The sequence below is a fragment of the Mangrovibacter sp. MFB070 genome, from assembly GCF_000705335.1.
Classification (GTDB): Bacteria; Pseudomonadota; Gammaproteobacteria; order Enterobacterales; family Enterobacteriaceae; genus Mangrovibacter; species Mangrovibacter plantisponsor.
Genome location: NZ_JJMI01000002.1, coordinates 151,388 through 165,166 on the forward strand (window position 1 = coordinate 151,388; position 13,779 = coordinate 165,166).

12 protein-coding genes and 1 tRNA gene are annotated in these 13,779 nt (G+C 48.9%); 4 read left to right on the forward strand and 9 right to left on the reverse strand.

What is annotated here, in order from left to right:
- The first annotated feature begins 92 nt into the window (after positions 1-92).
- Positions 93-992 carry a LysR family transcriptional regulator gene (locus tag DT73_RS01135; RefSeq protein WP_036102760.1) on the forward strand — a complete coding sequence of 300 codons (900 nt, stop codon included), beginning with the start codon at positions 93-95 and terminating at the stop codon, positions 990-992.
- A gap of 55 nt (positions 993-1,047) precedes the next feature.
- Here the strand turns inward: DT73_RS01135 and DT73_RS01140 are convergent, their stop codons facing one another.
- Complete coding sequence (locus DT73_RS01140; RefSeq protein WP_235234354.1) at positions 1,048-2,031, reverse strand: AraC family transcriptional regulator; 984 nt, start codon at positions 2,029-2,031, stop codon at positions 1,048-1,050.
- Positions 2,032-2,241: 210 nt separating this feature from the next.
- Between DT73_RS01140 and DT73_RS01145 the strand changes: the two genes are divergently transcribed.
- Positions 2,242-3,414 (forward strand): NAD(P)-dependent alcohol dehydrogenase, encoded by a 1,173-nt coding sequence (locus tag DT73_RS01145; protein ID WP_036102762.1) that lies wholly within the window; start codon positions 2,242-2,244, stop codon positions 3,412-3,414.
- 89 nt (positions 3,415-3,503) lie between these two features.
- Here DT73_RS01145 and DT73_RS01150 read toward each other — a convergent pair whose 3' ends face one another.
- The 3 genes from DT73_RS01150 to DT73_RS01160 form a co-directional block, all read right to left on the reverse strand.
- Positions 3,504-4,124, reverse strand: coding sequence for a hypothetical protein (locus DT73_RS01150; RefSeq protein WP_036102764.1), 621 nt, complete (start codon positions 4,122-4,124; stop codon positions 3,504-3,506).
- Between the two features lie 753 nt (positions 4,125-4,877).
- A complete protein-coding gene (locus tag DT73_RS01155) occupies positions 4,878-5,747 on the reverse strand; it encodes an aldo/keto reductase (protein ID WP_036102766.1) in 870 nt (289 codons plus the stop codon).
- A 178-nt stretch (positions 5,748-5,925) separates the two neighbouring features.
- A complete protein-coding gene (locus DT73_RS01160) occupies positions 5,926-6,663 on the reverse strand; it encodes an AraC family transcriptional regulator (protein ID WP_036102768.1) in 738 nt (245 codons plus the stop codon).
- Between the two features lie 99 nt (positions 6,664-6,762).
- Between DT73_RS01160 and DT73_RS01165 the strand changes: the two genes are divergently transcribed.
- Both DT73_RS01165 and DT73_RS01170 read left to right on the forward strand, forming a co-directional pair.
- Positions 6,763-7,155 (forward strand): nuclear transport factor 2 family protein, encoded by a 393-nt coding sequence (locus tag DT73_RS01165; protein WP_036102770.1) that lies wholly within the window; start codon positions 6,763-6,765, stop codon positions 7,153-7,155.
- A 210-nt stretch (positions 7,156-7,365) separates the two neighbouring features.
- Positions 7,366-8,178 carry a GNAT family N-acetyltransferase gene (locus tag DT73_RS01170; RefSeq protein WP_036102772.1) on the forward strand — a complete coding sequence of 271 codons (813 nt, stop codon included), beginning with the start codon at positions 7,366-7,368 and terminating at the stop codon, positions 8,176-8,178.
- Between the two features lie 49 nt (positions 8,179-8,227).
- Here the strand turns inward: DT73_RS01170 and DT73_RS01175 are convergent.
- From DT73_RS01175 to recJ, 5 genes are all read right to left on the reverse strand, one after another.
- A tRNA-Gly gene (locus DT73_RS01175) sits at positions 8,228-8,301 on the reverse strand.
- A gap of 90 nt (positions 8,302-8,391) precedes the next feature.
- Positions 8,392-9,156 (reverse strand): amidase activator ActS, encoded by a 765-nt coding sequence (gene actS / locus DT73_RS01180; protein WP_036102779.1) that lies wholly within the window; start codon positions 9,154-9,156, stop codon positions 8,392-8,394.
- A gap of 108 nt (positions 9,157-9,264) precedes the next feature.
- The gene (lysS, locus tag DT73_RS01185) at positions 9,265-10,776 is read right to left on the reverse strand and encodes a lysine--tRNA ligase (RefSeq protein WP_036102781.1); all 1,512 of its coding nucleotides are present in this window, start codon (positions 10,774-10,776) and stop codon (positions 9,265-9,267) included.
- A gap of 9 nt (positions 10,777-10,785) precedes the next feature.
- Positions 10,786-11,884, reverse strand: a protein-coding gene (gene prfB, locus DT73_RS01190; protein ID WP_110024631.1) for a peptide chain release factor 2 whose coding sequence is annotated in 2 segments (ribosomal slippage) — positions 10,786-11,808 and positions 11,810-11,884 — 1,098 coding nt in all. Because the reading frame shifts where the segments join, the coding sequence is not laid out codon by codon here.
- Between the two features lie 160 nt (positions 11,885-12,044).
- On the reverse strand, positions 12,045-13,775 hold the full coding sequence (gene recJ / locus DT73_RS01195; RefSeq protein WP_036102783.1) for a single-stranded-DNA-specific exonuclease RecJ: 1,731 nt from the start codon (positions 13,773-13,775) through the stop codon (positions 12,045-12,047).
- Positions 13,776-13,779 lie beyond the last annotated feature (4 nt).

Consider the following 13,779-nt stretch of genomic DNA (forward strand, 5'->3'; position numbering starts at 1 on the left):
CACCTGGCAGAGAAAGCAGATACACTGTCTGTGTAATTAGTTTTGGCAGACAGTGTAGCAATTGCACTCACGGATAATATTGAGAGGTACTGGTGGCACGAGAAAATCTTAATGATCTCATGGCATTTATTGCTGTAGCCCGGGAGAAAAGCTTTACGCGTGCCGCGGCTATTCTGGGCGTATCGCAATCAGCATTAAGCCACAGTATGCGCACTCTGGAATCGCGCCTGGGGATGAAATTACTGACGCGAACCACACGCAGTATTGCACTGACAGATATTGGGCAAACCATGCTTGAAGACCTGGGGCCATATATTGATGGCATTCAGGACAGGTTGCAGTCGCTAAAAGATCTCAATAGCAAAGCATCAGGCACTGTGCGTATTTCAACGTCTGATTATGCAATAGGTTCGGTTATCTGGCCGAAACTGGAACCGCTCCTGAAAGAATACCCTGACATCAACCTTGAGTTGATAGATGATTATGCATTGACCGATATTGTCTCTGGCCGCTTTGACGCAGGCACACGCCTTGGTGAGCAAATTACTAACGGCATGATCTCCGTGCGTATTGGCCCGGATGTCCGTTTTGCTGTTGTCGGTTCACCTGGCTATTTTTCCCGTAACCCTCATCCCACTCATCCCAATGATCTTATTGACCATAACTGTATCAACCTGCGGTTTCCTACTCATGGAAACCTGTATGTCTGGGAGTTTGAAAAGGAAGGCAAAAGCATTAATGTAAAGGTGAGCGGCCAGTTGGTATTCAGCCGTATCTACCAAAATCTTCAGGCAGCATTGAATGGCTATGGGCTCGCCCATGTACCAAGAGATATTGCAGAACAACATATTGCCAGAGGCGAATTAATCAGTGTGCTTGAGGACTGGTGCCCATACTGGGATGGCTACTATATTTACTACCCAGAGAACCGCAACCTTTCAAAAGCATTTCAAATAGTTGTTGATGCTTTACGGCATTATAAACACCCTTAAACAAGCGACATTGCTCTTGCTGTAAAAACTTGGGTAGGGATTACCTAAAAACTTGTTACTGCCGCCGGGCCTCTGCGGCAGGCAATATTTCAGAACCCTGGCCACCAAACTGCTTTCTCAACCCTTCAATATCCCGCTTTGGCGATAAACCAAAAAGCTGATTATATTCACGGCTGAAGTGCGACGGGCTTTCATAACCCACCTGGAAAGCCGCACTGGCTGCTTTCATTCCTTCACTGAACATCAGGCGACGGGCTTCAGTCAGCCTTAACCATTTTTGGTACTGTAAAGGGCTCATGGCTGTGAACTGGCGAAAATGCTGATACAGGCTGGACGGGCTCATTTGCACACAGGATGCCAGCTCATCAACACGCAAAGGTTGAGCATAGTGCTCTTTCAACCAGGTGATGGCACGGGAAACCCGATGCCCCTGGCTGCCGACAGATGCTATCTGCCCAAGCCGTGCCCCCTGGTCACTGCGCAGCAACCGATAATGGATTTCCCGTTCAATAAGTGGTGCCAAAACAGCAACAGATTCGGGTTCATCCAGCAAATCAATTAACCGTTTGAAAGGCTCCAGTATCGCTGTTGTTAGCATGCCTAACCCAATACCAGAGTCTGGCCCTCGGGCCTGCCCAGAGGGGAATAACACGCTATCCTGAGCCATCAACTCAGCCATAATGCGTAAATCAAGCCGAAACGCAAACCCGAGGCAGGGTTTTTCCGGGCTGGCTTCCAGCACCTGAGAATAAGCAGGAATATCCAGCGAAGTAATCAAAAAGCGGCTGGTGTTATAAGGGTAGGCTTCACCCGCAACCAGAATCTGTTTTTCACCCTGCACTGCCACCACAATACTGGTTTCAACCAGGCAAAGCGCGGGGGGCGCAGGCCTGTCTCGGTGAAACAAGCTAAGGCCATTAATCACACTCGGATAATCTTTATTACCACCAACACGATGCGCAACACTCTCTGCTATTTGGGCTCTTATCCTCTCGAATGTGGCTGTTTCACTGTTATCTGGCATCGCATTATCTTGCATGGTCTCTCCTTATTCTGGCTGTGGTAAGCAATATATTCCTTTACGACCGATGTCGATTAAAAGATCTGCCGGATGGAGGATCAGGCAAGAAATTTGCCGGTTCTGTATATCAACAACTTATTTGGTAGTGCCAGGATATTCCACTATCTCCCGTCAATAACCACCCAAATTTCGACATCAATGATCATCGATTTTAAAAGGAGTACAACGATGAGTGAAGATAATGAACTGAGCCGCAGAGAGTTTGTCGTACGCTCTGGCGCGGTGGTCGGTGCAGGTATGCTTATGAGCAGCCCTCTGGGAGTACTGGCTGCAGATGGAAAAGAAGCTACCACTAAATCGCGCGGTTATGCCGCTTTTGATACCTCAGGCAAGCTCGCACCATGGACCTTTGAACGCCGCACACCTGGCGACAACGATATTCTTATCGAAACTAAGTATGCCAGTATCTGCCATTCAGATATCCACCAAATGAAAGGCCACTGGGGTGTACAAAAATACCCTCAGGTTCCTGGACACGAAATTGTCGGTATTGTTACCGCGGTAGGTAAAAACGTGACCCGCTTTAAAGTGGGAGACCGGGCGGGTGTGGGATGCATGGTTAACAGCACGCTGCCACGTAATAAACTCGCCACTTTGGAAAATGTCGAACAATACAGCCCGGCGACGATTTTCACCTACGGTTACCCGGAAAAAGATTCACCAACCGGTATTTCTCAGGGTGGGTATTCGACAAATCTTGTGGTGCGTGACCACTTCGCAGTACATATTCCGGACAACATCAGTTTTGAGGAAGCAGCTCCGTTGCTGTGCGCAGGCATTACCACTTATTCTCCACTGATGCAGGCGAAAATAACTAAAGGCATGAAAGTCGGTGTTGCAGGCATTGGCGGCCTTGGTCATATGGCTATAAAAATTGCTGTATCCAAAGGTGCCGAAGTGTATGCCTTTACTACCTCACCTTCCAAAGTTAAAGATATTCTGGCTTTTGGTGCGAAAGAAGCCATTGTGGTTGATGACCCCAGCAAAATGGCCCCGTATCAGGGCAAACTGGACTATCTGATTTCCACTATCCCTTATCAATATGATGTCGCAACCTATGTTTCTGTCGTGAAACCTTATGGCACCTTTACTCAGGTTGGTATGCCGGTAGGTTTCCAGTTGTCGCTTAATGCGCTGAATCTGGCCGCAAGCCGGGTGAACTTTAATGCTTCGCTGATTGGCGGCATGAAAGAAACGCAGGAAGTCGTTGATTACTGCGCTGACAACAAAGTTCTGCCGCAGATCCAGATTATTAAAGCAGAACAAATCAATGAAGCATGGGAAAACGTCGTGAATAAAAAAGCACGTTATCGCTATGTAATTGATGCGGCAACACTATAAGTTCCGCAAAAACGACTAATCAGGAAAAGAAAGGCACCGAAGTGCCTTTCTGGCATAGTTTTACTAACCCGTTAATTCATAACCAGATATCAGGCAACTTCATCAACCATGTTACTGCCCTGATTCGCCGACAATGTGGACGCAAAATTCTGCAAAACAGAACTGAGCGTGGCATTGCTGCTACTTTGCCCCAGACTGGCGAGCATAGAGCTGAAAGCACTTTGCAGGTCACTGATTTCAGTGCCTGATGATGAACTGGTTGTTGAACTGGAAGAAGAAGCCAGCTCGCTAATCAGCGCATTCAGGTCGGTCTGCATCGGGTTTTCTGATGACGAATCTGCCACCACAGTTGGCGGTGGTGGCGGCGCATCTGTGTCTGTTGCTTGTGCCGCAGGTGCGGACATACTGTGCATGGCAGCCATCAAAACCTGGATAAACTGCCCGACAGCCTGTTCAGTATCTGCCGTTGATGCAGTACTGGACGTATCCGTATCTGTTGCTGTTGCTGTGGTATCTGCGCTACTGAGTGTAATACCAGACTCAGAAAGCGCATTAGCCAGTGCGCTGTAAATGCCACCACTCCCGGAATGGCGCGTGGTAGCCTTTTGCACTTCAGACACATCAGTTGTTGCCAGGACACTACTGGTACTACTGACTGAAGGAACATACGACAAGGGATAAGTCGTATACCCCGATAGTGATGAGACCATTGTCAAATCTCCAGATATGTTCATGAATGAACGGAGGAGTGCCAGAAGCAAGTCCTTTCAGGCATGTAATATTGCACCTGCCAATGCAGGCAACCAACACGAACCAGTGTGCGGGAGGATTGTTTGCATTAAGCCGGGTACAAAACCGCAAGTGAAACAGCCTGGCGGACTGGATTAGCACATGTGCGTTGCAGGAATGCATTGCACAGCCTTAAGGCAAATCACCCAGAGGTGAAATAGCCAGTTACAGCTTCTGTTTCATTGAACAAAGGACAACAAACCCAATAAAAATAAACCCAATAAAAATAAACCCAATAATAAATACGTTATGGCAGTATTTATAACCTGATAGCGATAGCCGGTTCCTTGCCACTCACAGGTACTTGTTATGATTTCCTTCTTTCCAGGCTGAAAAAACAGTCTGGCTGTATGATTTAACCAAAATTAATCACCAGCTAATCGCAGGAATAGCGATAAAGAAAGATACTGATTTACGGTTTTACCTGAGCTTAAACAGTATTTAACGCCAGACAAACACAAACCAGGCATGATTTGTGTGCAACTAAAGGAAAGGTATAAAGTAAAAAGCCGACAGGCAGGGTCTGTTTTCCCTGGAGATAATACAGCAACGAAACCGGGTCTGGCATCACCCAGACCAGGCCAAAAAACCTGCTGGTACTCAGAATAAATCAACGCAATACCCGCACCACTTATTGTGCTGGAAAGTGGCCCGGGTATTGACGAACCCGGTGATCAGTCGTGGATTTTCACACCAAGGCAGCCACGAACGAATTCAGGATTAAAGTGTTTTACTGCTTCGCCAACGTAGCCTTCATCCAGCGAACTGATTTGAGCCATTTCGCCATCCGTAAGTGAGAAATCCCAGACAGCAAAGTTCTCTTCAATACGTTCCTGGCGCGTGGATTTAGGGATAACCGTTACACCACGTTGCAGATTCCAGCGCAGAATAACCTGAGCAATGGTTTTGTTATGGGTGCTGGCAATGCTTTGCAGCATTTCATTTTCATAAGGGTTATGCCGCCCCCCCGCTAACGGAGCCCAGGCTTCAGGCTGAACGTTGTAGTATTTCATGGTTTCAAGTGCATCCGGTTGTGCAAAGTAAGGATGCAATTCGACCTGGTTCACCATGGGTTTGATTCTGACGGTTTCGCAGAAATTTGCTAATACGTGCGCATAGAAATTGGACACCCCAATTGCTTTCAGTTTCCCGGTGTCATATGCATCTTCCAGAGCGCGCCACGCACTGAAGTAATCCCCCATTGCCTGATGCAGTAAGTAGAGGTCAAAATATTCTAACCCCGATTTTTCCAGCGATGCTCCGATACCGGCTTTCGCCATATCGTAGTCAGCCATATCCTGCACCCACAGTTTGGATGTGATAAATAATTCCTCGCGGGTACACAGACCTTCTGCGATAGCTTCACGAACAGCATCACCAACAGCGTCTTCATTGCCGTAAACGGCTGCGGTATCGATAAGGCGATAACCTGCCCGAATTGCACTCAACACGGACTGTTTACATTCTTCTTTATCGGTTACCTTAAACACACCAAAACCTGCCATCGGCATTTTAAGGTTGTTGCTTAATACTGAATATTCCACGGTTGAGCTCCTCTGCCATCTCAAAGCATCATTCTAGAATAAAAGTATCCATGTAATTAATATGCAAAATAAGATATGACTTGTGAGCAGAACTCATTAATCAGACACTCGCTGTTTGCGGGCAAAGCGGGAAAGCTAACACAAGGAATAAGGCCGCCAGGAGCCAGAAACAACAACCTTAGCAACGCGCCAGAACCTGAAACTGCCCCGGGGTCATACCCATAAACCGCCTGAAAACCACAATAAATGCGCTCACATTCTCATAGCCCACCAATAAGGCAGCTTGAGAAACTGGCGTACCACTCTGTAAAAATTCCAACGAGCGCAATACCCGCGCCTTTTGCTTCCACTGACTGAATGTTAACCCTGTCTGCTGCATAAAAAGCCGGCTTAATGTCCGCACACTTAACCCAGCCTGTTTAGCCATGACTGACTGAGATAACACATCCCCGGTGCCCGCTAATACAAACTGCGCAACCTGTTTTGCCCGTGCATCTGCAGGAAGAGAAAGTTGCGACAACGCGGGTGTGGCCTGTTCGATTTCGTCCACCAAAACCTGTTCCAGGTGCATTAAGTATGGTGAATGAACGCCAGCCGGAACTCGCTCACTAACCTTCTGTAATAACAACTGCAAAAAAGGGGAAGCGCTGCGGATACAGGGCAACAAAGGAAGTAGTAAAGTTCCTGTGGGGCTACAGTGCAGAATCTCTCCACGGGCATCAACAGGCATCCAGGCACTGTGTAGTATTTCTGCAGGGATCCACCCTATAACCCCTGGCGTTACCGCCCAGTGCATGTGTTCAGCCTCAATCATGATAATGCCCCGGGTAACCCAATACAGTTGCCCGGTTGAATGACGGTGGCTCGGGGTATGGTGTTTAGCTGTATGGTTCAGGGGCTCTGTGCTTTTTATCATGTTGGCCGATTCGCGTTATTGATTGTCACCTCAGGGTTACCCTGGCTGAACAGATAAGGCATATCCTCCGGTGACAGTAAATCACACGAGGTAACACCTATGGATAACCATATTCCATTGATAAGCGGAGCGCTGGAAGCAGTAATTACCAGCCCCGAATATAACGAGAAAATATTAGAGACTTTTTTTGCCCCGAACTACCACCAGAGGGTGAACGGTATTGAGCTTGATTACACTCAGTTTGTCGCACATCTGTCACAACTGAGGCAACTCACCACGGCGATGGAACTCAACATTCTGGCTATCGCGCAACAAGAGGACAAGGTACTGACTCACCACCTGGTCGACGTATCTAAAAAAAATGGCGGGCATGCTCAGACCGAAGTGTTTGCCAGCTTCACTGTGGATAATGGGCTAATTATTGGCTGCCAGGAGCTCACCCGGCTCATTGAAGGCCAGGCGGAAGATACATATCTGGGGAGTGTGCGCTGAATAACTCGGGCTGCCTGAACACCAGCATAGTTTCTGGTAAAATTAATATTGCGCTGAAGAGTTAAATCATTTCAATAAATTAATGTTTTTTGCTCTGCCCGTACTGGCAATGCTACGCATTCATACATAACCATTGCCGTTCCATCCGGCAATGGTTATGTTGTTCAGGCTCTGACTGGGTAAATGACGTCCAATAAAGCAGGAGTGCATATGACAATAAATTCGCAATCAATAATTAGTTACTCTGCCATTGAACTTAGTGAAATAATGAATGCCTGTTTTGAGCGCTATGTCATTCCTATAAAAACCACCCCGGAATATTTTATCTCTCGTTTTATATCTGAAGGAATAAGCTTCAATGATTCCTGTGTCTGGAAAGATGGGGAGAACATTGTTGCAATCACTATTATCTGCCTGCGTAGTAACAAAGCGCGCCTTGCTGCTTTTGCACTCGCACCGAAGTATCGTGGCAAAGGCTTAGCTAAAAAACTATTAAATTATTCCTTTCAAAAACTGAAAGAAAAGAACATACAAGAGATCCATTTAGAAGTCATTCAGGAAAATCATGTCGGCGTAGAGCTATATAAATCGCTTGGGTTTAATATCACCCGTGATTTAGTAGGATTTAAATCACAAAGTAATAATAAAAAGAGCGAAGTGGAATTTATCTCTGGTTCATACGATGAGCTGGTGAAGGATATCTGCAGGCAGTCGCCCCTTGAAGTACAGTGGCTGATCTCCCCATTATCTTTTCATACTATCCCGTGTAAAATCCTTAATTATGCAAATAAAGGATGGGCTGTGCTGGACACTTTATCTGGCACTGAACAATTACGCTATATTTTCATCACCCCAGAGTGCAGGCGTCAGGGTTTTGCTACCAAATTTTTACGCGATATATCTGTTGCATACCCAGGAATTACCACTCCCGTTGCAATCCCCGGAGAGCTACAAAGAATGTACTTACAGGCGGGCTTTGTTGAACTCCCCATCAAGCAGTACGAAATGGTATTAACCTTATGATGAGGTTAATCTCGCATTTTTTAAGCATAGAAATGAATATGGGAAATCATGGAGCGGGTGAAGGGAATCGAACCCTCGTATAGAGCTTGGGAAGCTCTCGTTCTACCATTGAACTACACCCGCATTGGAAGTGCGTAACGCATTATAGACATTTGAAATTGATTAACAAGAGCCGCACGAACTGAGTGCTGTCATTTTAAGCAACCGCCCTGCTTAGCAGGACGGTGATTTCCCTTGAGGGGGCAAGTAACGCAGTGGATCCAGTGCTGTCGCTTTGTAGCGGATCTGGAAATGCAGTTTTACTGTGTTGGTACCTGTGCTGCCCATAGTGGCTATCTTCTGCCCGGCTTTCACCTGTTGGCCATTGGTAACCAACATGCTCTGATTATGACCATAAGCAGTAATGTAGTTTTCATCGTGCTTAATCAAAATCAGGTTGCCATAACCACGCAACTGGTCGCCAGCATAGACCACTCGCCCGGCAGCAGCTGCATACACGGGCTGCCCAAGCGTACCGGCGATATCAATGCCTTTATTACCGCCATCTTTACTGGACCAGCCATCAACCACTTTACCTTGTGTCGGCCAGCGCCAGCACTTACTGCCGGGGGAAGGCCAGTTGGCAGGGGCCAGTTTTTCCGGTTGCGACGCGCTGCTGCTACGAGCAGTTGTGGTGGTTTTGGTTGATGCCTTCGGCGTCACTGTTTTACTGGGCGAAGAGCCGCTCAGGCGCAAACGTTGCCCAACCTGGATGGTATAAGGCGATGAAAGGCCATTAAGACGGGCAAGCGTACCCACTGAGTTACCAGAACGCAGTGCGATGCGATACAGCGTATCACCACGCTGGACGGTGTAAGTTGAACCAGAAATTGACGCATTGCTGCGGGATGCACTCCCGGAACAGGCGGCCAGAGACAGGGCTAAAAACAGACAGATAATTGGCCGAAGCCAGTGTGAAAAAGTTATTCCCGAACTCACGCACTCTCCTCTGGATCTATTCAGATAGCTTCCGGTGCTGATGGCAAGACGGTAAACCAGGCCGAACGATAGCGAGAAAACGCTCCCCAAATGGGGAGCGTTAGCGGATTATTTCACCGGACGCATAGCCGGGAACAGGATAACGTCACGAATGGTATGGCTGTTGGTGAACAGCATAACCATACGGTCAATCCCGATACCCAAACCTGCAGTTGGTGGCAGACCGTGTTCCAGTGCAGTGACATAGTCTTCATCGTAGAACATGGCTTCGTCATCACCGGCGTCTTTCGCAGCAACCTGCTGAGCAAAACGATCAGCCTGATCTTCAGCATCATTCAACTCGGAGAAACCATTACCAATCTCACGGCCGCCGATAAAGAATTCAAAACGGTCGGTAATTTCCGGGTTTTGATCATTACGACGCGCCAGTGGAGACACTTCTGCCGGGTATTCGGTAATAAATGTCGGCTGGATCAAATGGCTTTCTGCCACTTCTTCGAAGATCTCAGTCACTACGCGGCCCAGACCCCAGCTTTTCTCAACTTTAACACCGACAGACTCAGCAATAGCCACAGCTTTCGCCATATCGTCCAGATCCGCCATATCGGTTTCCGGGCGATATTTTTTGATAGCTTCACGCATGGTGAGTTTTTCAAAAGGTTTGCCGAAATCAAAGGTTTCATCACCATAAGGCACCTGAGTCTGGCCCAGAACTTCCTGCGCCATTGTCCGGAACAGAGATTCGGTCAGTTCAATCAGGTCTTTATAGTCTGCATACGCCATATAGAGTTCCATCATGGTGAACTCAGGGTTATGGCGCACAGAGATACCTTCGTTACGGAAGTTACGGTTGATTTCGAACACCCGTTCAAAACCACCCACGACCAAACGTTTCAGGTACAGCTCAGGAGCAATACGCAGATACATATCGATATCCAGCGCATTGTGGTGTGTCACGAACGGACGCGCAGAAGCCCCACCCGGAATCACCTGCATCATTGGCGTTTCTACTTCCATAAACCCGCGACCTACCATGAATTTACGGATACCAGCCAGAATACGTGAGCGTACCTGGAAAGTATGGCGGGATTCTTCGTTGGCGATCAGGTCGAGATAACGCTGGCGATAACGCATTTCCTGGTCAGAAAGACCGTGGAATTTATCTGGCAACGGGCGCAGTGCTTTGGTCAGCAGACGCATCTCGGTGCAATGGATGGTCAATTCACCGGTTTTGGTCTTGAACAGTTTACCGCGAGCGCCGAGGATATCGCCCAGGTCCCATTTTTTAAACTGTTCGTTATAAATGCCTTCGGCTAAGTCGTCACGGGAAACATACAGCTGAATACGGCCGCCCATGTCCTGCAACGTAACGAAAGAGGCTTTCCCCATAATACGGCGGGTCATCATGCGCCCGGCTACGCTGACTTCAATACCCAGCGCTTCCAGTTCTTCATTTTCTTTGCCATCAAATTCAGCGTGCAGTTTGTCAGCAGTGTTATCACGTCGGAAGTCGTTCGGGAAAGCCACGCCCTGCTTACGCAGTGCAGACAGCTTTTCACGGCGGTTTTTCATTTCATTATTAAGATCGACTTCAGTGCCCTGTGATTGTTGTTCAGACATGTTGGTTCCTCATAACCCTGCTTTCAAACTTGCTTCGATGAATTTATCCAGACTGCCGTCCAGTACCGCTTGCGTGTTACGTGTTTCCACGCCAGTACGCAAATCTTTGATACGGGAATCATCCAGTACATAAGAACGGATCTGGCTGCCCCAACCAATATCAGACTTGGTTTCTTCTACTGCCTGCTTCTCAGCATTTTTCTTCTGCATTTCCAGCTCATACAGCTTCGCCTTCAACTGCTTCATTGCCTGATCTTTGTTCTTATGCTGAGAACGGTCATTCTGGCACTGAGTAACCAGCCCGGTAGGAACGTGCGTAATACGAACCGCAGATTCAGTCCGGTTTACGTGCTGACCACCCGCCCCGGATGCACGATATACGTCAATACGTAAATCAGCCGGGTTAATTTCAATATCAATGTCGTCGTCTACTTCCGGGTAAACAAATGCGGAACTGAATGACGTATGGCGACGGCCACCTGAGTCGAACGGGCTCTTACGCACCAGGCGGTGAACGCCAGTTTCAGTGCGCAGCCAGCCATAGGCATAATCACCCATCACTTTCACTGTGGCGGATTTCAGGCCGGCAACTTCACCTTCAGACTCTTCAATAATTTCGGTTTTGAAACCTTTGTCTTCCGCCCAACGCAGATACATACGCAGCAGCATACTTGCCCAGTCCTGCGCTTCAGTACCACCAGAACCGGCCTGAATATCGATATAGCAATCTGCGCTGTCGTATTCGCCAGAGAACATACGGCGGAACTCAAGCTGACCCAGTTTCGCGTCCAGTTGATCCAGCTCGACGATCGTTTCGTTAAACGTTTCTTCGTCGTCAGCTTCTACCGCCAGTTCTAACAGGCCATTGACATCGTCCAGGCCTTGCTGCATTTGGTCCAGCGTGCCAACAATGGCTTCCAGTGAGGAACGTTCTTTACCCAGCGCCTGTGCGCGTTCAGGTTCGTTCCACACATCGGGCTGTTCCAGCTCGGCGTTTACTTCTTCAAGACGCTCTTTCTTCGCATCATAGTCAAAGATACCCCCTAAGAACGTCAGTGCGCTCGGTGAGGTCCTGGATGCGGTTTTTTACCGGGTTAATTTCAAACATGGTTGCGAATCTTACGTTGAATTAAGAGAAGACATATGCGGTTACAGACCGGGAAGTCTACCGGATTTACTGAACATTTTATACCTTAAAAATTTACGCCCCAGGCGGTTATTTCACCTGGGGCGCTCTGGCGGATAACTGGCGGGAATATTTTGGGTAATTACACCGGCCAGAGGTTTTCGATAATTAACTGTAAGTTGCGGTTACCACGAAACTCATTGATATCCAGCCGATAAGCCAGTTCGACTTCTTTTACGCCCATATCGGGCCAGCATTGTGTATCCACATTAAAAGCAATGCCATCCAGTAACGGACCGCCGCCAACAGGCTCCAGCATCACTTTCAAATGGCGTTCGCCCACCAGGCGCTGCTGCAACAAGCGAAAACGCCCGTCAAACTGTGGTTCCGGAAACATCTGCCCCCAGGGGCCAGCGTCACGCAGCATTTCAGCGACGTTCAACGTCATTTCCTGAGGTTCCAGCAGGCCATCCGACCAAATTTCACCTTGCAGCATGGCGGGATCCAGCCATTCATCCACCAGCGCGGCAAAATGTTCGCGGAATGTTTCAAACTGCGCTTCTTCTAAAGACAGCCCGGCAGCCATGGCATGACCGCCAAACTTCAGCATCAGCCCAGGGAAACGCGTATCAAGGCGTTCCAGCGCATCACGCATATGAAAACCCTGAACAGAGCGCCCGGAACCTTTCAGGCTGCCGTCACCAGCGGGCGCGAAAGCAATTACCGGGCGATGGAAACGCTCTTTCATGCGCGAGGCCAGTATACCAACAACGCCCTGATGCCACTCCGGGTGGTACATTGCCAGCCCGGAAGGCAACGTTTCACTGCTGCGCTCCAGTTTGTCGCACAACACCAGCGCTTCCTGCTGCATGCCCTGTTCTATCTCTTTGCGCGTCTGGTTCAGTGCATCCAGCTCACTGGCTAACATACGTGCTTCGCCGGGGTTATTGCACATTAACAGCGCCACGCCGACAGACATATCATCCAGCCGTCCTGCGGCATTCAGGCGCGGGCCAATGGCAAACCCCAAATCCATCGCCACCAGGCGTGATGCATCGCGGTTAGCCACTTCAAGTAGTGCACGGATCCCGGGGCGGCAACGCCCGGCGCGAATGCGGCTTAACCCCTGCCAGACCAGTATCCGGTTATTGGTATCCAGCGCCACTACATCTGCCACTGTACCCAGTGCCACCAGGTCCAGAAACTCCGCAAGGTTAGGTTCTGCCCTGCCCGTTTCAGTGAACCAGCCAACAGCGCGCAAATGGCTGCGCAGCGCCATCATTAAATAGAACGCCACCCCCACACCTGCCAGTGATTTGGAGGGGAAATCGCACCCGTGTAAGTTGGGATTAACCATGGCATCTGCTGCGGGCAATGTTTCACCAGGCAGGTGGTGATCGGTAACCAGCACCGGGATCCCAAGCTCATGAGCCTTGTCCACACCCGCATGTGACGAAACACCGTTATCAACAGTCATGATAACCTGAGCACCACGCTGGTGTGCCTGAACCACAACTTCCGGGCTCAGACCATAGCCATCTTCAAAACGGTTAGGAACCAGGTAATCCACATTGGCGCCAAACTGCTTTAACGCCAGCACACTCAATGCTGTGCTGGTTGCGCCATCGGCATCAAAATCGCCGACGACCACAATGCGCTGCTGGTTCACCAGAGCCTGGTGTAAAAAAGCCACCGCGCCGTCCATACCGCTCAGTTGCTGCCAGGGAAGCAACCCTTTGACACTGCGCGCTAAATCCTCTTCACCATGTACCCCACGGCTGGCATAAATGCGCCGTAATAACGGCGGGAGAGACTCTGGAAGTACCGCCTGGTCATCAACGACCCGGCGGCGAAGTTGCAACTGTTTTTTCACCCGA